The sequence below is a fragment of the Stieleria sp. genome, from assembly GCF_041595215.1.
GTDB lineage: Bacteria > Planctomycetota > Planctomycetia > Pirellulales > Pirellulaceae > Stieleria > Stieleria magnilauensis.
The window spans coordinates 1-19,310 of the sequence record NZ_JBFHKV010000025.1; the positions used below are offsets into that span (position 1 = coordinate 1).

The window sequence follows — 19,310 nt, forward strand, 5'->3', positions numbered from 1 at the left end:
ACTCGGACGACTTCCCGCTGTTCCAGCACACGTAACAGCTTGGCTTGGCCTCCGGGACTCATGTCACCGACTTCGTCCAAGAACAGCGTGCCGCCGCTGGCGAGTTCGAACTTGCCGACGCGTGTCGCGTTGGCATCGGTAAACGAACCCCGCTCGTGCCCGAACAGTTCACTCTCCAACAAAGACTCGACCAAAGCCGCGCAATTGACCGCGATGAAGGGACCGTTCTTCCGCTCGCTTTCATAGTGAATGTGTCGGGCGACGACTTCTTTTCCGGTTCCGTTGCTGCCGAGGATCATGACCGTCAAATCGGTCTTGGCCACCTTGGTGCCGCTTTCGCGCACTGCGACGACGGCGGGGTGCGCGCCGACCAGCGGCGTGCTTCGAGCCGCGTCACGGACGAGACGATCGCGAGATTCGGTCAATGACTTTTGCGCCCGCTGGGCCTGGATCGCCACCGCCGCGTGGGTCGCCAAATCGGACAACAACAGCACATCGGAATTGTCGAAGTGGTTTTCCAGATGATTGATCGCCTCAAACACGCCGATCGTTTCACCGCGCGGACCGTTCAGTGGAACCGCGACCAACGAACGCGTGCGGAATTCAAGTGATCGATCGATCTCGCGGTTGACGCGCGCCTCGTCGTCGCTGCTGGCGTTCCAGATTTGAGGCGCTTTGGTCGCCAGCACCTCACCCACGATCCCGGCGTTGTCCGGTACGACCAACGGCCGGTCGTCGATTCCCAGGGCAGGTCGTCCGATCAGTTTTTTGCGACGCTTGTCCCACAAGAAAATGCTGGCTCGCTCGCAACCGATCAAGTCCGTCGCCGTGTCGGCGATCTGTCGCAGCAACGTGTTCTCGTCACTGGACTCCTGCAGCTGGGTTTGCTGCCACTGGGCGGCGGCCTCCAGCACGCTGGTTAACTGGGCGATTCGATGGCGGTGACGCGCATCCAGCTCGGTTTGCGTGATCGCCGTGACCAGCAGCTGCGAGAGCCGGTCCACACGATCGGGGTCGATCGATTCGTTTTCCGACTCCAGGATCAGGCAGCCGACCATGGGAGAGGAAACAATTGCACCGCCGTCGTTGACATCGACCTGGCAGGGCACCGCCCACCAGCGGCCGTCGGTGCGGCCACCCCCGTGGTCGATCGCATCGCTGATCAGATCGATCGGCAGATCGGCCGGAACGGGCCGGTTCGAGCTGTCGCCGGACGAATCGACCCAGGCGCCGACGTGCCAACGGCCCTTTTGCTGGGTCACCAGGCCGGCCGAATTCAGCCCCAGCAACGCGATGAATCGAGGGAAAAGCTGCCGGACCAATGCGGGACGACTGATCTGAGCACGCAAGGCACGGCCGATTTCGGTGGCAAACGTGATCTCGTCGAGGAGCTGGATCGGTTCGCGAGCACGAGTGGAAGAGGAGTGATTTGTCATAAAGTCCAGGTTTCGCCGTTGATGTTGGACGGTCGAGGGGCAGACCAGGAAGCATTTCATCGGGACAAGTGCCGCCGGACCGCCGTTGGCAAATAGACGAAGTCGCCTACTTCACGCTATCCTGTCCACCCCGCAGCAAAATGCGTGCGATGGTGACGCGTGACTTTTCCCTTTTCATTAGGAATACGAATCGAGATGCAATTTCAGGGTAAGAAGGGGCTTATTTTAGGGGTCGCCAACGAAAATTCGATTGCTTGGGCGATCGCACAAGAAATCATGAACGCCGGTGGCGTGTGCGGATTCACACACCTGCCGGACCGCCCGGACGACGATCGTCAACGAAATCGACGACGCGTCTCCCAGTTGACCGACAAGTATGAAAACGCAGCTTTTCTACTACCCATGGATGCGCAGAACGACGACGACATCCGCAGCGTATTCGAACAGACGACAAAAGAATTTGGGAAAATTGATTTTGTCCTCCATTCGATTGCATTTGCCGACCGCCAAGACCTCGGCCGCGACACCATCGAGACCAGCCGTGCCGGGTTTGCCCTGGCCATGGATGTCAGCGTGTACACCCTGTTGGCCTGTGCCAACGCCGCCAAGCCGATCATGAATCCGGGCGGGGCGATTGCGGCGATGACCTACTTCGGCGGCGAGAAATGCGTCCCCGGCTACAACGTGATGGGGATCTGCAAAGCCGCTCTGGAGGCGGCGGTCCGCTACGCCGCGTACGACCTCGGCCCGTCGGACATCCGTGTCAACGCACTTTCGGCCGGCCCCGTGCGGACCCTGGCCGGTCGCGCCGCCGGCGTCGAAGACATGCTCAAGCTGTACGACAAAATGGCGCCGTTGGGACGAAACATCACCCACCAGGAAGTCGGCCGCACCGGAGCGTTCCTGTTGAGCGACTTGAGCCAAGGCATCACCGGGGAAATCCTGCACGTCGACGGTGGTTACAACGCCATGGGAAGCCCCGGACGTCTGCTCGATGATCTCAAGTCGTAGTGCGATCTCAAGTCGTAGTGCCTTGTTGTAGTTCTAAAGTGGGGTGAGCACCCTGCTTGCCCTCACCGCCGGCAGGGCGTTGGCAAGCGAGAGGCTTTTGCCGCGTTGGCTCTGACCTTCAAACTCCCTATCCTCTTTCCATTCGACCGCAAGAGATTCCATGGTTCGAACCGCAAGCACCATGTTGCCGCTGGGCACCCAAGCCCCCGATTTTTCGCTGCCCGAATGTGACGGCGGCACCGTCAGCCTGTCGGATTTGGCGGGCAAGAAAGCACTGTTGGTGATCTTCATGTGCAACCATTGTCCCTACGTCAAACACGTCGCCGATCAGCTGAAATCGCTCGGCGACGATTACTTGGCCAAGGACGTCGCCGTCGTCGCGATCAGCAGCAACGACGCCGACAAGTACCCGGACGACTCGCCCGAAGCGATGTCCAAAGAGAAGGCCGAACGGGGCTATGCGTTTCCGTATTTGTATGATGCCGACCAAAGCGTCGCCCAGGCATACGCCGCGGCCTGCACGCCCGATTTCTATCTGTTCGACGCCGATCAAAAACTGGTCTACCGTGGCCAGTTGGATTCTTCGCGCCCGGGCAGTGACATTCCCGTCACGGGCGAAGACCTGCGGGCGGCACTCGACGCGGTACTCGCCGGCGATGCCCCGAGCTCCCAGCAGCGTGCGTCGTTGGGTTGCAACATCAAGTGGAAGCCCGGCAACGAGCCCGACTACTTCAACGCCGCCGGTGCCAGCTGAGTGCTGTCTTATTTGCAGGACCTGACCCTTCGGCTGGCCGCCGGAGCAACGCGGTTGGATGAACCCGTCCGGCAGACGCATGCGGCTTGGTTGACCGCCCAGCAGCGCGGCGACGGCGGGTTCGCCGGACGTGAAGGCGGCAGCGATCCCTACTACACCGCGTTCGCGTTGCGCGGACTCTGGATCCTCGACGCCCTGACTCCCGAGATCGGTCACTCGGCGGCTGACTTTTTGCGCAGCCGGCTGAATCATCGTGAAAGCATCGTCGATTTGATCTCGCTGATTTTCGGCGCCGCGATCTGTGAAATGGCCGTCGGTGCGGAAGTCATCGGTGACGACGATCGCGATGGTGAACACGACGGTTGGATCGACAACGTGGCCGGGCTCTTGGAATCACTCCGCACCGACGACGGAGGGTTCGCCAAGAGCCCCGAAGGTCGCGCCGGAAGCACCTACCAAACGTTTCTCTCGACGCTCTGTCTGGAGTTGATGGGACGGCGACCGCAGAACCCCGAACGTGTCTTGGACTTCTTGGATTCACAAGCTCACCCCGAGGGCGGATACTTGGAAATCCGAGCCGCCAAACGCGCCGGGGTGAACCCCACCGCCGCGGCCATCGGAACGTTAAAAACACTCGGCGCCATCGATCGCGTCGACCGTGAAACCACGATCGACTTTCTGGGGGAAATGCAATCCGATGAAGGAGGCTTGACCGCCAACACGCGGATTCCGTTCGCCGATTTGCTCAGCAGTTGCACGGGCATGATCACCCTGGTCGATCTGGATGCCGTCGATGCGGTCGATGTCGCAGCCGTTCGACGCTACGCCGAATCGATGCAAGCCGACGGCGGAGGCTTCACCGGGTTTGCGCTCGATCACATTGCCGACGTCGAGTACACGTTCTACGGCCTGGCAACCTTGGCGCTGACGGTTTGATCGTCACCGGTTTGGAGACCAGCAGTAGCAGTTGCTAGACTACCCACCGATCGCCCCCGATACAGCCCTCCGGTTTCCAGACACATGACGATCCTTACTGTCGAAAACGTATCCAAGTCGTTCCCCACCGCCGGTGAGCCCCTCGAAGTCCTTCGTGACGTTTCGATGGAACTGTCCGGCGGTCAATCGATGGCGATCGTCGGCCCCAGCGGTAGCGGCAAGAGCACGCTGCTGCAGATTCTCGGAACGCTCGATCGCCCCGATGACGGCTCGGTGAAACTGGACGGCGAAGACCCCTTCGTGCTCGACGACACGCAACTGGCGCACTGGCGAAACCAACGCGTCGGTTTCATCTTTCAAGACCACCATCTGCTGCCACAACTGTCGGTGATCGAAAACGTCTTGGTGCCTTCGCTCGCCGTCGGCCGAGCCTCGGCCGATCACATCGCGCGGGCGACCGAGTTGCTCGAAGCGGTGGGACTGAGTCAACGCACCAGCCATCTGCCGAGTGAATTGTCCGGTGGCGAACGCGAACGTGTTGCCATCGCGCGGGCTTTGTTGATGCGCCCCGCACTGGTGCTGGCCGATGAACCGACCGGAAACCTGGATCGGCGCACCGCCGAGTCGGTCACCGCAGTCCTGCAAACGCTGCAAAAAGAAAACGACGCGATCCTGATCTGCGTCACCCACAGCGACGCGCTAGCCGCGGCAATGGACCAGCGTCAAGAGTTACTCGACGGCCGCCTGGTCGCAAGCTAAACCCCACTACGCCACTCAGATTACTCATCTCACCAAGAACGTGTCCGACACCTTTTTCATCACTCTTCCCAATCCTCTTCGTCCTCTTCTTCATACTCCTCGTATTCCTCGTCGTCTTCTTCCTCGTAGTCGTCTTCGGCGGCGATCGCGGAAGCTGGCCGCGGTTCCTCTGACTCGTCGTCGGGTTCCGGTGGATCCAACCCCTGCATCTCGTGCCACTGTTCCAACGTCAGCAACACGTCGCGGGCTTTGCTGCCGTTGTACTGTCCGACGATGCCGTCTTCGGCCATGAAATCGATCAGCTTGGCGGCGCGGCCGTAGCCGATTCCCAGGTGGCGTTGCAACAGCGAACACGACCCGCGGCCTTCGCGAATGATCACCTCCACCGCGCTGTCGTAGATGTCCGGTCGGTCTTCATTGAGCGACGGCCCGTCGGAATCATCCTCGCTGGCGACCTTCAAATTCATCAGTTCGCCGACAAAGTTCTGCTCACCCATGCTGCAATGGGCGCAGATCATGTCGATCTCTTCGTCGCTCAAGTACGTCCCTTGGCCACGGATCAGCGTGCTCGTTCCCGGCCACAAGAACAGCATGTCGCCGTTGCCGAGCAACTTGTCGGCTCCGTTTTCGTCCAGTACAACCCGGCTGTCGGTTTTGCTGGCGACTTGAAAGCTCAAACGTGCCGGCAAGTTACTTTTGATCAGACCCGTGATCACGTCGACGGTCGGTTTTTGCGTGGCCAGGATCAGGTGGATTCCGACGGCGCGACTTTTTTGCGCCAGCCGAATGATGTGCTGCTCCACATCCTTGCCCGCGGTCATCATCAAATCAGCCATTTCGTCGGCGATGATCACGATGAACGGCAGCTTGTCCGGCACGCTGCCGTTGTCATCCTCGGGATCGATCTCCAAGCGACGCAGCACTTCGTCACGTCCCAAGTCGTTGAAGCTGTTGATGTGTCGGACCCCGGCGTTGGCCAACAACGAGTAACGTTCTTCCATCTTTTCGACCGCCCAAGCCAAAATCGCTTCGGCCTTGCGCATGTCGGTGATCACCGGGTGCATCAAGTGTGGCAGCTTTCCATAACCGCTCAGCTCGACCATCTTGGGGTCGATCATCAGCATCCGCACTTCGTCCGGTCGACACGTCATCAGGATCGACGTGATGATCGCGTTGAGACAAACGCTTTTACCGGTACCGGTACGTCCGGCGATCAACAAGTGAGGCATCTTGGCCAAATCGACGACCATCGGATTGCCCGAAACGTCTTTGCCCAAGAAGACCGGGATGTTCATCTTCAAGGAACGCATGTCCGACTCTTCCATCACGTCACGCAACCGAACGGCTTGACGTTTTTCGTTCGGCACCTCGATCCCCACGGTGTTCTTGCCGGGAATCGGTGCGACGATGCGGACGCTGGGCACGCGCAATCCGATCGCCAGGTCTTCGGCCAAGCTGGTGATCTTGCTCAATCGCAATCCGGCTTCCAACTCGATTTCGTATTGCGCGATGACGGGGCCGGTTTCGATTTCGACGACCCGGATGTTGAAGCCGAAATCGGCAAACGTCGCTTCCAGGATCTTGGCCTTGCGGCGGACTTCGCTCAGCTGTTCGTCGTAGTCGATGTCGTCGCTGGCTTCCAGCAAATCGACCCGGGGCAAGTGGTAATCTTCGCTTCCCGCCGGAGCGTCTTCGACCATGTCCTCGTAAAGCTGGTCCAGTTCATCTTCGGTTTTGCTTTTCTTGGGCAATCGAATCTTGGGTCCCGGGACATCGTGCGGCTGGTCGCCTCGCAGCGAGACGGTTTCGTCGTCGATCTCGATTTCACGGATCGCGGGATCATCTTGGTCATCCTCGTCGTAGCCGGAATCATCCTCCTCATACTCTTCGTAGGCTTCGTCTTCATCGATCGCGTCTGGTGGTGGCGAAACGGCGACGGCTGAGTCCGCTTCGGCGGCGTCGCCCTCGGCAGCCCCCTTGCGACGCTTGCCCGCGCGAAGCTTGATCCGCGGCTCCGAACGAGGCGTTTCGGATTGGCCGTCGGCGTCCTCTTGCGACTCGGTTTCTGCCGACGCCACATTCTGCGCGGCCTCCGCGGTCGCATCCGCTTGCTCCGCGTCGGGTGTTGCGGCGAAGGGGGCCGGAGTTTTTTGGAACGGTTTACGGCGCGGGCGTAGCGCCGGCGGGATCGCTTGCGCCGCTCGCTTCACGCCGCGGCGCGAGACCTGGGCGCCGCCGGCAACGATGCGTCGGCTGGCGTACAAGATCGCGTAGTCGGTTGTCAAAAGCGTCCCGATCACCAGCAGCGTTAACGTCAAAATCCACGCACCGCTGGCGTTGAAATGTTCCAACAACCACGTCGACGACATCGCCCCCAACACTCCGCCGGCACCAAAAATGGTGATGCCTTCGTTCTCGATCGGCAGCATCGCCGCAGCCGTGGCCGTTCCGAGCAAAATGATCGTGCCGCCCAATGAACGCAGCACCGGGGCGTTGAGCCTGCCGCGACGCAACAACGCAATCGCCGTCCCGCCAATCGCCGCCACCACAATCCCCGACGCCAATCCCATCGACGTCATCATCGCCGAGGCGATCAACGCGCCCCAATAGCCGCACGCATTGGTGATCTGCTCGGCCGGCGGATAAACCAAGACATCGGGCAGGTGCAGAGAACTGATCGGCCAAAACGGTTCCTCCAGCGGATCGGCCGGGTTGCGCGTCACCAATGAAATCGTCAGCAGGATCGTCAGCGCAATCAGCATGATTGCACCGACATCGCGAGCGAAGTCCGGCGTTGCAGGAGTATCGTTGATCAGGTCGGCCGACATGCAGTGTCCGAAAGGTGGGCCAGTTTCAGTTTCCCAACAAGGCTTGTCGGCTAAAATCGTCCGTCAAACTCAACCGACGTGAATACCGCTGCTGGAACTGCAAAGACCCGATCGAGCGAAAAAGCTTGCCCGCGCCGCAAGGTTTGCCAAAGCGGTCAAGGTTCGGCAATCGTCAAGGTTTTGCTAGCTGCTATTGGAGCGACATGATCGTCCGCATTGCCGCCAACTCGAGACGAATTTTGCTGACACACCGCCACCAGAGGCAACAATGGTACAGTGACCGGACATGACGGCCGGGATGCTCAACGGGCAACAACAAACGGAACCGTTGCGAATGCCGGAAACGGCGAATCAGAATCAGCCAGGGAGCGGTGGCAGGCCAACCAGGTAGCGCTAAATCTACACGAGAACGTCAAGTGTCCATCGAACTGCTTCACACCTCCTTCGGAATCCTCTTTACCTTCGTCTGGCTGTTTGTCGGCCAAATCTTGGTCGCCAGCCGGTAGGGAATGAAAGCATGAAACCTTGTTGGCTGGCACTGCTGTTCGCTGTTTCTTTCTGCGTCTGCCCCGTTGCCTCGGCCAACGAACGCCAACGAGCCGACGAACGCCCGAACATCGTGGTGATCGTCGCTGACGACTTGGGTTACGGCGAAACCGGGATGATGGGCAACCGGCAAATCCCGACTCCCCACATCGACACCCTGGCCGATGAGGGCGTCCGCTGCACCGCCGGATACGTCACGTCGTCCTACTGCAGCCCCTCTCGGGAAGGCATTCTGACCGGACGGTATCAGTCCCGGTTCGGATACGACATCAATCCGACCGGAAAACGAAATCTGCTTCCCGACGCCGGGCTGCCGACCTCCGAAACCACCTTCGTGAAAAAACTCAACGAAGCGGGCTACCGGACCGGACTGGTCGGCAAATGGCATTTGGGAGCGACCCCGCCGCGGCATCCGATGCAGCGAGGGTTCGATTCGTTTTATGGATTCTTGCACGAAGGGCACTTCTATGTCCCGGGATCACACGCCGACGGTGTTCCCTACCAGAACGTGCTGACGATGATCCGCGACAGCAGTCTCGAAGTCGGTCAACGGATCCGCACCGACAACTTGATTCGCGGCAATTATGCCCGGATGAGTGAACCGTCTTATGACCAAGACAACCCGATGATGCGCGGCACGGAAATCATCGAAGAGTCGCGTTATCTCACCGAAGCGATCACCGAGGAAGCGGTTTCGTTCATCGACCGACATCACGACGATCCGTTTTGTTTGATGGTCTGCTACAACGCCGTCCACAGCCCGATGCAGGCCAAGCTCGACGATTGTCAGGCCTTGCGACGAATCACCGACATCCAACGCCGAATCTTTGCCGGCATGTTGATTTCGCTCGATCGTGGCGTCGGTGCGATCACCTCAGCGATCGACCAGCACCGATTACGCCGCAACACGCTCGTCGTCTTTCTCAGCGACAACGGCGGCCCGACCGCCGAGCTGACCAGCAGCAACGCCCCGCTGCGAGGCGGAAAAGGATCCTTGTACGAGGGCGGCATCCGAATCCCGATGGTCTGGAGTTTCCCAGGCCGGTTGCCCGAAGGCGTCTCCGAACCGCGACCGGTGATCAGTCTGGACATCGCGGCAACGGCACTGGATCTGGCCGGGCTGCCGGCCGACGCCCAGGCCGATGGCGTCAGTCTGTTTCAATGGATCGACAACCCGATCGCGACCGGTCGTCAACATCTTTATTGGCGAATGCCCGGCGGCAAACAGGCGTTGCGCAGCGGCGACTGGAAAATTGTGCGTCCCAAACGAGGCCAACCGGTCGAGTTGTACCATCTGAAAATCGATCCCTCCGAAGAGCATGACTTGGCCGGGATGCAGCGTGATAAGTTGAGAGAGCTGATCAACCGCTGGCAGGCCTTCGACGCGCAAATGGCCCCCTGATTTGCAGGTCGAGCAGGTTGTTCGCGGCACGCCGCAAGGCCCAATACCTTGTCGTTTGTTAGCGGTCGGGCGCGAGCCCTCCGGTCTGTCTTGTCATTTGTTAGCGGTAGGGCGCGAGCCCTCCGGTCTGTCAACGCATCGTCGATGCTGCTACCGGACGGCTCGCGCCGTTCCGCTAACCCCGCCGTTGCCAAGGGCGCCGCTCGCGCTGGCGCGAACCGGCTGATGTCAAACGGTGATCAGCCGTTTGGCGCCCGCCCTCTGGGCTTCCGAACAGCCACTCTCAATCGCTCTTGCACCGCGATTGCGAATCTGCGAGTTTCACGGCCCACCTTCAAATCGAGTCAGTGTAAGGAGACCGGAACCGTGGACCGTTATTGCCTCGCCATCGCATTCACCCTCGCCACCTTGGGGTCGATCGGTTTTGCCGCCGACGATGAATCGACCAAATACTTGCTGCGTTATTCGTTGGCCGGCGGGCAAAAACTCAGCTACGAAGTCACGCATGTGGCAAAGACCAAGACCCGGCTGAAAGGCGACGAGGAAATCTCGCAGGTCCACACCGTCAGCCAGCGGCATTGGGCCGTCACGCACGTCGACGGCGACGAGATGACGTTCGATCACGTCGTCGATTCTGTCGAAATGACCCAACAACAAGGCGACAAAGAAGAGATCCGGTGGTCCAGCCAATCCGGCGAAGAACCGCCCCGAGTGTTCTCCAAAGTGGCCGAGCAGATCGGCAAAACACTGGCCACCGTGACGATCAACCCCCGCGGCCAAGAAACCGACCGCCAAGACAACGGCGGCAGTAAAGCGTCACTGGGAATGGGCTCGCTGTCCCTGGCCTTGCCCGATGAACCGATCGCGATCGGCGACTCCTGGGCGATCCCCCGAGAAATCAAGACGCGGACCGAAGACGGATTGGTCAAACCGATCAAAATCCGTGAACTCTACACGCTGGAAAAAGTGAAATCCGGCGTCGCCACGCTGTCGGTCCGCAGTGAACCGCTGACGCCGATCGAAGAACAATCCGTGCGGGCCCAAGTCGTCCAACAACTCAGTAACGGCACGATCAAGTTCGACCTGGACGCCGGTCACATGATCAGCAAAGAACTCAATTGGGACGAGACCGTGGTCGGATTCCAAGGCCCCAACAGCATGATGGAATACCGCGCCCGGATGACCGAGCAATTGATCGACAGTGTCGTTCGAACCGCCCGCCGGCCGTAGCTGTTAGCTGTTAGCAATTAGCTGTTAGCTTCTCGGGACAACTGCGTCGGGCATGCTGAGCATGCCAAAGAGCCGTCACGCTCTGTCATTTTTTGACCAACCTGTTCTTGCCTTCAGCCGCGTTGCCTTCGCCAGCGCGGCGGGACGAGCACCAGTGTGGCGACAACCAACGCACCGAACAGCGTGTAACCGACCGTGAAGGCCCACGGTTGCAGGTCAAAGAACATCGCGTCGTGCAGGCAATTGGCGATGAAGTCGCCTTGGTACGTCTGCCCTCCCGCGGCCGCCCGGAAGTCCTTTTCTAGCGTCGTCAGCGGGCACGTCACGCCCGCCCAGGCTTCCAAGACGACGACCAGAATCATCGTCAAATGAATGCCTCGAAACCAGCGGTTCCGCACCCAACCCCAACCCCTCCATGCGCCGAAGATCGTGAGCGGAACCCCCAAGACGACGAACGCCACGTAGCCGAAGTGAACCGCGACGGTCAGGTCGGCTAATAGCTTGTAATACATCTCTCATCTCTCCGTTTCGAAGCCACCTGTGCAAAAGTCAGACGACACCGCCACGCAGACGGATTGCAAAATCCCGGGTTTTTCGCCCAAGTGAATGATCCCTCACTCGGGGCCCCCCATCATTCTACCTGCATTGTTCTGCACCCCATTGTTCTGCCCCCATTGTTTTGCCCCATCATTCTGCTCCGAATCATTCTGCCTCCACTGTCCCCACCTCTGTCCCCCGCAACCCCTCCAACTCCACGCCACAAACGACAAACGAGTCACCGGGCCCAAATCCACCGGATTGACGAAGCTCCACACGACGCTGATTGATCTGCCGCATCCGCTCGATCGCCTGTTGTTTGGTGAGCACCGATTGCCCGTACAGCACTTGCACGGACCGCCAAGCGAGGGCCTCGTCATGACGCCGCAGTTGCTCAAGAATCTGCACGAGCTCGTCGATCTGAGCCAGTCGCTGGTTGGCCGATGGCTTCAACCCGGCGGCGATGACCTGGGTCCGCGCGATCAGCTCCGCACGCTCGGCCGCAGCGTTCGAAGGTTCTTCCGATCCCAATTCGGACAGCGATCGACTCAATAATTCATACGCCTGACCATCCGTCGGATCTCGCAGCACGACTTCGCAAAAACAACGCGTCGCGGATGCGTGGTCGCCCGACCAGGCATGCCGTGCCCCCATGGCGAACCAGGTCTGGCGATCGCGGCGGTCCAGGCTTTTGTTCGGGTTCCATTCTTCAAGCCCTTCGGCGTCATGTAGAAGCACCAAGACTCGTCCGAGCAGTGCGTTGTGATCGGCGTCGTGACGCGAGGATTCACGCAACACGCGACGTGCCTCTTGCAGTCTGTTCGCGGCGATCAAGTCGAGCGCTTCGGCCAACTCATTGAGGGGTTCGATCACGCGTGTTCCCACGATCGGGGTCGAGACCTGCAACAGGGAAAGCAGCTCCGATTCCTGGATGTCCCCCTGGCGACAAAGCGTCCGAAGGTGATCGGCCGCTTCGAGACGTCTTCCCAAACCGAGCAACACGTTGGCCAGCGCGCGATGGGCCATCGCGGCATGGGGCACCTCATCCAAGAGACTTCGCAAGCGTGATTCGGCGCCCGCGTAGTCGCCGTGCAGAACAAGCCACTCGGACGTCTGTCCCAAGGCGGGCAAGCGGGTTTCCGGATGCGAGGCCATCAGCCGATCGAGCATCCGGACCGCTTCGGGAAATCGGTGGCGCAATCCCAGCACACGAGCCATCAAGAAGATCACTTGCGGATCCTCGGGCGTCTGGGACATCGCGGTCCTGGCGTGTTGGTAGGCCGCGTCGATGTCACCGGTACGCAAGGCTTCGGCAGCAAGCTTGCCCGCGTCGGCCGCCGTCGGCGAATCCGTCAGCGAATCCGTCGGCGTGTCCGTCGGCGGAGCAGCCGCCGCCGGAGCGGGCATCGGTTCTTCGTCCGTGGAGGCGTCATCAAGGATCGGACGAGCGTATGGCTTCGGTTCAGGACTCCGTCGTTCGTGGACCTGGATTTCAGCCGCGACGGTCAAAGCGTTCGAATTCGAAGCAGCGGAGTGAGACACGCCGCCGCCGTTCGTTTCTCGACTTTCGTGCCCACAACCACCAAGCCAAATCAGCAGACCGAAACAAGTCGCGACAAACAAAGCGTCTCGTCGAAGCGATTTCGGCCAACTCCATGGGCAGCATGCTTGAGACAGACCGCATCCAGGCAGCGTTTTCATGGTTCCTTCCGAATGCGAATCCAATGATCGTGAAAGACCATCCCCTGCTCGAACGTTTTCGCCGGCATGTGACATTCGATACAACCGTCCGTCGGAGACACACTGCACGCGACATGGTCGTCGGAATTCGGTTGATGGCAATTCCGGCAATCCTGTTCGTAGTCAGCCGTTGACTTGGTCTTTGAATCTTGATGCGGGTTATGGCACGTCGAACACATGAAATTGCCTTCGGATTCCAAGTAGCATTCGCTCCTCAGCAGCCCGACGGGTTGAAAGCGAAGCAATTCGCTGGTGTATTCCCGGAGCGCGAGCGGATCGATGTGGCGCGGCAACCGATGGCAGTTGCCGCACAATTGCAACTCCGACTCCAAATCCCATTGTTCGCGGCCCACTGAATACGGCGGCGGTGACGACGATGCTCTTGCTTGGCGAACATGCTCACTGCCCGGGCCATGACATTTTTCGCAGTTCACGTCGGCAACCAGATTGACGATCTCCGTTCCGACAACGGTGCCCGTGGTCGTGTGGCAATAGACGCACTGCTGGACGCTCTCGCCGCGAACGACGTTGCCCCAAACTTCGGTTGTGTTTCCCGGGACCATGCCGACATGTCCCGGTGTCAAACCGAAATCACCATGAGACCCGAACCAAGAGATCCGGTGTTCGACCCCGGCGACATCCGCCCCTTCGTCGTCGATCAGCGTCAGCAGAGTAACCGCATTGCGTCCAGACCCGAGAACGTATTGAAGCGGGAACGTACCTTGATTTGAATCGGCCATCCGCCGAGTCTGTAACCCGTCTTGTCCGAACCGATACTGGAACACGCCATAAGGCTCTCCGGCATCCAACGCTTTCTCGGCATACTTCTTCGCGATCTCCGATTCGAGCGTTGTCGCAAACGTATCGGCGTGGCCGGAGTGGCGATGCAGTTCAAAATTCTCTGGGTGGCATTCGCGGCAAACCTGTTTGCCAACATAGGTCGGTTCAGTCGCTCCAACGGCATCTTGAGCCATCGCGCGATCGCTAGCCCGATCGAACGTCGCGAACGGGCACAGCATCATCAACATGCACAGACCCGCGACGACTCCAGGAACCGCAACGTGGGCGTGATTGGCAAATCGATTCATTGGCAACGAAAACGAGACGGGCGATCCAATGACAACCCCGTTGCCCGGATTGCCCGGGCCGTTTGACCGAGGCAATCCGGCAACGATAGCCGGTAGGAGTGATGCAAGACAATCAGTGGCAGCAGTTAACTCGCCGATTGTTGCATCGCTTTGGCGTACTCTTCCTCGCTCATGCCTTCAACCGGAACATCGCTGGTCGCTTCTGTTTCAGGCGGTCCGACAATCGCAGTGTCTCCGGAGCCTCCGCAGCCGACGGCGGGAATCAAGCAGAGGATGCAAAGCGATGTAAAGAAATACTTTCTCATCAAAGAACCTTTATAGAACAAAGGAGATAAAACAATAAACAATTGATATTCGAGAAAACCGCGGATTGCTAATGATCAGCGGTGGCAGAAGCGGGATAGGATTCCAGCCTGTCGATGCAACAACAGACCGGAAGTCCACATCACTGTCACGCGAGGACGTTGTCGGCCTCGTCCCCTATTCAAGAGGACGAGACGCGATGTTCACAATCAGACGTCGCAATAAAGCGTACTGATTCAAGATTTACTGGTTCAGTTGCTCGTCGATCACTTCACTGGCAGCCTTGGTGCCGAGCGCGCCCCACAGGCCATAGGGGCTCTCCGCTCCGGGGCGGGACTGGTTCTGGTCGTACCAGATTCCCGATGCCCGCTGATCGCCGGCTTCGATCGAATCGCTGATGAACGTGACCGCACCATCGCCCATCAACACGTGGCACCCACCTTGGTGGAAACTGCTGGGTGAAAAGTTGCCCAGGTTGTCGGCCCACTGTCCGATGCAGAGTTCACTGTTGGGCGGACGCACGGTAAAGACGGCTTGAATCGAAGTCCGAAACGCCGAGGCCCAACTCATCCCACGACCATTGGTCTCATTGACCACAACGCTGACCGGCGGAGTGCAGTTACCCGTGCTTTGGCTGTCACACCAGAATCGAGGCCGATCCGGATCGATCTCGTTGGAATCGACACAGTGCATTGGATTGAAAAAGTGATGGTCGCCATTGCCACCTGCATCCCACGAAATGGATCCTTTGACCGCCTTGTCGCCTTGGTCGGTAACAATTTCTCCACACGCAATTGTGTTGGACAGTCCGTCTTTTACATCACGAAACGCGAATTTTGAGTACGGGGCAAACATGCCGCGGTGCAGTGTTTTGGCGTTCCTCGCATTGCCGGCATTGGTCGTGGGCACCATCTGAGCGGTGTCAAAGTGGGACATGATCTGGTTCTTCGGTGCCTCGCCCAGGCAGGCACCGTAGTTCACGCGGCCACGTCCCGGCAGTCCCGTTCCCCCGTCGCTCGGACAACGCAACGTCGGGATCTCCGACTGCCAGGGGATGTATCCCGGATTCGTCGAATAAGACTTGGGGCTCGGCCCCATCTCCGGCCAGAAGTTAAGAGGGCCGGGAGGCGTGGCGCCGGTCACCGTCTGGATGCTTCGGTTGGAGATGTGATCCCACAGGCCTTGCTGCTCAAAGTAAGGCGTCAACGGGACCCAGATGCTGAGGCTTTTGCGATTGGCCGTGTTGCTCGCACGCCACCATGCCGGCGGCGTCTCATGGCCTTTGCCCGTGCCTCCACCATACGGAGGCAGTTGTTTGAATGCCGAATGGTAATTGTGAATTGCCAAACCGAGTTGCTTGAAATTGTTGCTGCAACTCATTCGTCGTGCGGCCTCTCGTGCAGCCTGGACCGCGGGCAAGAGAAGCCCCACCAAGATCCCAATGATGGCGATGACCACCAATAACTCAACGAGTGTAAAACCAGCAGGGCGACCTGCTGTGCGAGTTCGAACCATTTCGTGCTCCAATGAAACAAAGAAGGAAGTGATAACGCCGACGAATAGCCTCACGCTCAATGTGGTCCGTTCTAAATCCAATCGCATCCAACGAATTGAATACCAATCAATGAACGTAGATAAATTCCGAACCACTTCCCTAAAGCAGGGAAAGTTTCAATGCCTGTTGGGTGGGCGAACGCATTGCTTCTAGGCGGGCAACTGATTCGCTGGCCCATCGATGGGTTTGCTATCAGTCATGTAGAGCAATGAACCGCGTCAGCGACCGAAATGTTCCGCATAAAATGCCGCTTTTGTTATTTTATGAACCCAAACGATACATTGCACACACTCTGGGTATGTAGTGTTCTCCATAAGTGGCGGTGTTTGTGTTCACTCATCAAGAGTGGGCAGATCATTGTTCTGTCCTCTATCATTCTGCGACTTTAAATCATTCTGCCGTTCCCCATTTCGATGCGATTGGAGCTAGACTAAACGTCCCGCCGATTCATCTCTCCACTTGCCGCGTTGGGCATGACGCTTCCTACAGTTCCCTTCTATTCTGGCCACCGAGTCATCGCGAAGTTGGCCCGCAAACTTGGGCCCAACACGTTGCCGCCCGACCGTTCAACGTATCTCGCGCCGATGCAACGTTGGTGTCTGCTCGTCGCATTGAGTTGGGTCGCGGGGTGTGGCACCGATTTAGAACTAACGGTTCAACACGAGGTCGGCAACAATCAGGAACAGTTGTCCGATCCGATCGAGATGATGCGGCGCGCGGTTTCAGATCGCAACTGGGACGTTGCTTGGGAACAGGCCCCGCAAGCATTGCTTTTGGCCCCGGACGATCCAGCGATGATCACGGAAGTCGCAGTGATCGCGGCAAGGACGGGGCGCACGTCGCAAGCGGCTGATCTGATGGTCCAGGCCGCTCGGCACAGCGACTTCGATCCGCAGCGGGTTGAGCACGCGATCCAAGCCTTGATCGACGTGGGGCGTCTCTACGACGTGATCAACTTGCTGCAAGATGCGGTCCAAGCCAATCCATCCGATCATCCTCTACGCGTCAAGTTGGTCGGCTTCTTGAAAGAAGCCCAACGCAATGTATTGATCGAGCCACACTACCAAACGCTGATCCGCAACCGCAACTTTGACCTGCAATTATTGGTCGCGTTGACCGATGCCGAGAGCCGCACGTTTTCAACTCAAACGGTGCAATGGATGATCGAGCGAAACCCCGATGACAGGCGAGTTCGGTTGGGAGAAGCGATCGATCTGAAGGACAATCGAAAGTTTGAAGCGTCACGGGGCGTTTGTCGCGAGATCCTTGACCGACATCCGGGATTTGCGCCGGCCCAAGCCCTACTTGGGTATGTCCTTGCGGCCCAACATCTTGATTCGGAATTGGTGGCCTGGATCGCCCGCGCGTCGGAGGATTGTAAGGACCAGGTTGACTACTGGCTCGCCCTGGGCACGTGGTGGGCATCCAGAAACGAACACGCCCACGCGGCGCGGGCGTTTCACGAAGCGACACGGCGCGATCCCAATAGCAGCGTCGCGTGGACTCAATTGGCGACATCGATACGAATGCTTCAAAAATCGGCCGACGAGTTTTCTGATTCGGTTTCGCACGCCCAACTGTATCAGATCGACCAGCGTGTGCAGAACCTGTTGTTGATGCGCAAACATCTCAATGCATTCACTTGGAGCGAACACAAGAGTCAATGGATTGCCGTCGAGATCGCCAAATCGTTATCCCGCCTTGGCAGAAATTGGGAAGCGGAAGCGTGGGCGGCGGTTGCCACGACGCTTGTCGACGACACGGTTGCAGATCTGGCCGTCACCCGAACACAGATCATTGATCGACTGAAGCAGGATCAACGCTGGCAGTCCACGACCTGGAACCCTGAGTTCGACATCGACCTGTCACATCTGCCGATGCCAGCGACAACGCCAATGACACCCGCGCCGGACGACATCGACGTGGATCCGAAAATTGCGAGCGTCCCCTCGGCTTCACCGAATGTTGCGATTCGTCTGCGTGATGAAAGCGATCGCTGGGGACTGACCGGCATGGGTGCCGGCAGTGATCCAGACGACGGTCGGCGCGGCGCGCTGACGCGGTCGACGGGCGTCGGCGGCGGCGCGATCGACTACGATCTTGACGGCTGGTCGGATGTCGTGGTGATGGGGGCCGGTGGAGAGATGTTGCAATCCGACTCGCACCCGAACCAACTGCTCAGGAACAACGGTGACCGCCTGCTGCCGGTCTCAATACCGGCCGGGGTCGCCTACACCGACTTCGGTCAGGGGTGTTGCGTCGGCGATTTCAACGAAGACGGATTTCCCGATTTGTTCTTTGCCAACCTCGGTGCCAATCGACTGCTGCGAAACAACGGCGACGGATCGTTCAGCAATTGTGATGATCTTTTCGACGATGACACGACGGCCGAGTGGACGACCTGTGCCGCGTTCGTGGACATCAACCGCGATGGCATCTCAGACTTGGTGACCGGCAATTATTGCTCGACCGCGGGTGCCCCCGATCGACCCTGCCCGAACGAATCCGGCGCACTGGGGACCTGTCATCCGCTGCGATTTCGCGCCCAAGCAAACCGAGTCTACTTGGCCGATGCTTACGGCCGCTTTTCCGAAGCAACCGATCGCCTGTCCGATCCCATCTCGCCCGGCCGAACGATGGGGGTGCTAGCGGGCATGCTGCTACCGGACACGCAGGGGATTCTTTTTGCCAATGACATGTCGCCTAATGAATTGTTGACGCAAACTGCCGCAACGCAAACCGACGCAACGCAAACCGCCGCGACGCAATCCGATGAATCACCCGTGCGATTGGACCAAACCGCAGTCGCCCGTGGCGTTGCCGTCGACGCCGCCTCCCGGCCCCAAGCTTCCATGGGAATTGCGGCCAGTGACTTTGACGGCGATGGCGATCTGGACCTGTACGTGACCGGTTTTGCCAATGAGTACAACATTTACTACGAACAAGTCGCACCGGGGTTTTGGAGCGACCGGACCGGCAAGGTCGGCTTGCTGCAACCGACCTTGGCGACGGTCGGCTTTGGAACCGAAGCGATCGACCTGGATGATGACGGGAGCGACGAAATCGTGGTTACGAACGGTCATATTGGTGAGTTTGATGACGGTGAATATGCCTACGAGCAGCCGTTCCAGGTTTTTCATCGTCATACCGACGGCACGTTTGCGTTGCTCGACGACGATGATTGG

Annotated in this window: 14 protein-coding genes; 7 read left to right on the forward strand and 7 right to left on the reverse strand. The window is 59.0% G+C overall.

The annotated features are described in order from the left end of the window. The coding region (locus ABX749_RS01900) for a sigma 54-interacting transcriptional regulator (RefSeq protein WP_372894525.1) at positions 1-1,436 on the reverse strand (1,436 nt) is incomplete at its 3' end. A gap of 195 nt (positions 1,437-1,631) precedes the next feature. Between ABX749_RS01900 and ABX749_RS01905 the strand changes: the two genes are divergently transcribed. The 4 genes from ABX749_RS01905 (at position 1,632) to ABX749_RS01920 (ending at position 4,896) form a co-directional block, all read left to right on the forward strand. Beyond that, a complete protein-coding gene (locus tag ABX749_RS01905; RefSeq protein ID WP_372894526.1) occupies positions 1,632-2,447 on the forward strand; it encodes an enoyl-ACP reductase in 816 nt (271 codons plus the stop codon). A gap of 160 nt (positions 2,448-2,607) precedes the next feature. After that, positions 2,608-3,201, forward strand: a complete 594-nt coding sequence (locus ABX749_RS01910; protein WP_145213209.1) for a thioredoxin family protein — start codon at positions 2,608-2,610, stop codon at positions 3,199-3,201. After that, a complete protein-coding gene (locus tag ABX749_RS01915; RefSeq protein WP_372894527.1) occupies positions 3,202-4,137 on the forward strand; it encodes a prenyltransferase/squalene oxidase repeat-containing protein in 936 nt (311 codons plus the stop codon). Between the two features lie 90 nt (positions 4,138-4,227). Further along, entirely contained in the window at positions 4,228-4,896 is a 669-nt protein-coding gene (locus ABX749_RS01920; protein ID WP_372894535.1) for an ABC transporter ATP-binding protein, read from the forward strand. 59 nt (positions 4,897-4,955) lie between these two features. On the opposite strand, the gene ABX749_RS01925 is transcribed toward ABX749_RS01920, so the two are convergent. Next, positions 4,956-7,724 (reverse strand): DNA translocase FtsK, encoded by a 2,769-nt coding sequence (locus ABX749_RS01925; RefSeq protein WP_372894528.1) that lies wholly within the window; start codon positions 7,722-7,724, stop codon positions 4,956-4,958. A gap of 517 nt (positions 7,725-8,241) precedes the next feature. Between ABX749_RS01925 and ABX749_RS01930 the strand changes: the two genes are divergently transcribed. Together ABX749_RS01930 and ABX749_RS01935 are read left to right on the forward strand one after the other, a co-directional pair. Further along, positions 8,242-9,672, forward strand: coding sequence for a sulfatase-like hydrolase/transferase (locus tag ABX749_RS01930; RefSeq protein ID WP_372894529.1), 1,431 nt, complete (start codon positions 8,242-8,244; stop codon positions 9,670-9,672). Between the two features lie 408 nt (positions 9,673-10,080). Next, positions 10,081-10,902: a hypothetical protein gene (locus ABX749_RS01935; protein WP_372894536.1), complete on the forward strand. Its 822-nt coding sequence runs from the start codon at positions 10,081-10,083 to the stop codon at positions 10,900-10,902. A 113-nt stretch (positions 10,903-11,015) separates the two neighbouring features. Here ABX749_RS01935 and ABX749_RS01940 read toward each other — a convergent pair whose 3' ends face one another. From ABX749_RS01940 to ABX749_RS01960, 5 genes are all read right to left on the reverse strand, one after another. Further along, complete coding sequence (locus ABX749_RS01940) at positions 11,016-11,414, reverse strand: DUF2784 domain-containing protein (protein ID WP_372894530.1); 399 nt, start codon at positions 11,412-11,414, stop codon at positions 11,016-11,018. A gap of 190 nt (positions 11,415-11,604) precedes the next feature. After that, positions 11,605-12,846 carry a tetratricopeptide repeat protein gene (locus tag ABX749_RS01945; protein ID WP_372894531.1) on the reverse strand — a complete coding sequence of 414 codons (1,242 nt, stop codon included), beginning with the start codon at positions 12,844-12,846 and terminating at the stop codon, positions 11,605-11,607. Positions 12,847-13,136: 290 nt separating this feature from the next. Next, the gene (locus ABX749_RS01950; RefSeq protein ID WP_372894532.1) at positions 13,137-14,267 is read right to left on the reverse strand and encodes a multiheme c-type cytochrome; all 1,131 of its coding nucleotides are present in this window, start codon (positions 14,265-14,267) and stop codon (positions 13,137-13,139) included. A gap of 125 nt (positions 14,268-14,392) precedes the next feature. Further along, positions 14,393-14,572, reverse strand: a complete 180-nt coding sequence (locus ABX749_RS01955; protein WP_372894533.1) for a hypothetical protein — start codon at positions 14,570-14,572, stop codon at positions 14,393-14,395. Between the two features lie 241 nt (positions 14,573-14,813). Next, the gene (locus ABX749_RS01960) at positions 14,814-16,085 is read right to left on the reverse strand and encodes a DUF1559 domain-containing protein (RefSeq protein ID WP_145213178.1); all 1,272 of its coding nucleotides are present in this window, start codon (positions 16,083-16,085) and stop codon (positions 14,814-14,816) included. A gap of 513 nt (positions 16,086-16,598) precedes the next feature. Here ABX749_RS01960 and ABX749_RS01965 point away from each other — a divergent pair. Continuing rightward, positions 16,599-19,310, forward strand: a 2,712-nt coding sequence (locus ABX749_RS01965) for an FG-GAP-like repeat-containing protein (RefSeq protein ID WP_372894534.1), incomplete at its 3' end; no start/stop codon positions are given.

Coding starts and splice junctions, on each gene's coding strand:
- ABX749_RS01905 (WP_372894526.1), top strand. CDS start 1,632: ATGCAATTTCAGGGTAAGAAGGGGCTTATTTTAGGGGTCGCCAACGAA.
- ABX749_RS01910 (WP_145213209.1), top strand. CDS start 2,608: ATGGTTCGAACCGCAAGCACCATGTTGCCGCTGGGCACCCAAGCCCCC.
- ABX749_RS01925 (WP_372894528.1), bottom strand. CDS start 7,724: ATGTCGGCCGACCTGATCAACGATACTCCTGCAACGCCGGACTTCGCT.
- ABX749_RS01930 (WP_372894529.1), top strand. CDS start 8,242: ATGAAACCTTGTTGGCTGGCACTGCTGTTCGCTGTTTCTTTCTGCGTC.
- ABX749_RS01940 (WP_372894530.1), bottom strand. CDS start 11,414: ATGTATTACAAGCTATTAGCCGACCTGACCGTCGCGGTTCACTTCGGC.
- ABX749_RS01945 (WP_372894531.1), bottom strand. CDS start 12,846: ATGCCCGCTCCGGCGGCGGCTGCTCCGCCGACGGACACGCCGACGGAT.
- ABX749_RS01950 (WP_372894532.1), bottom strand. CDS start 14,267: ATGAATCGATTTGCCAATCACGCCCACGTTGCGGTTCCTGGAGTCGTC.
- ABX749_RS01955 (WP_372894533.1), bottom strand. CDS start 14,572: ATGAGAAAGTATTTCTTTACATCGCTTTGCATCCTCTGCTTGATTCCC.
- ABX749_RS01960 (WP_145213178.1), bottom strand. CDS start 16,085: ATGGTTCGAACTCGCACAGCAGGTCGCCCTGCTGGTTTTACACTCGTT.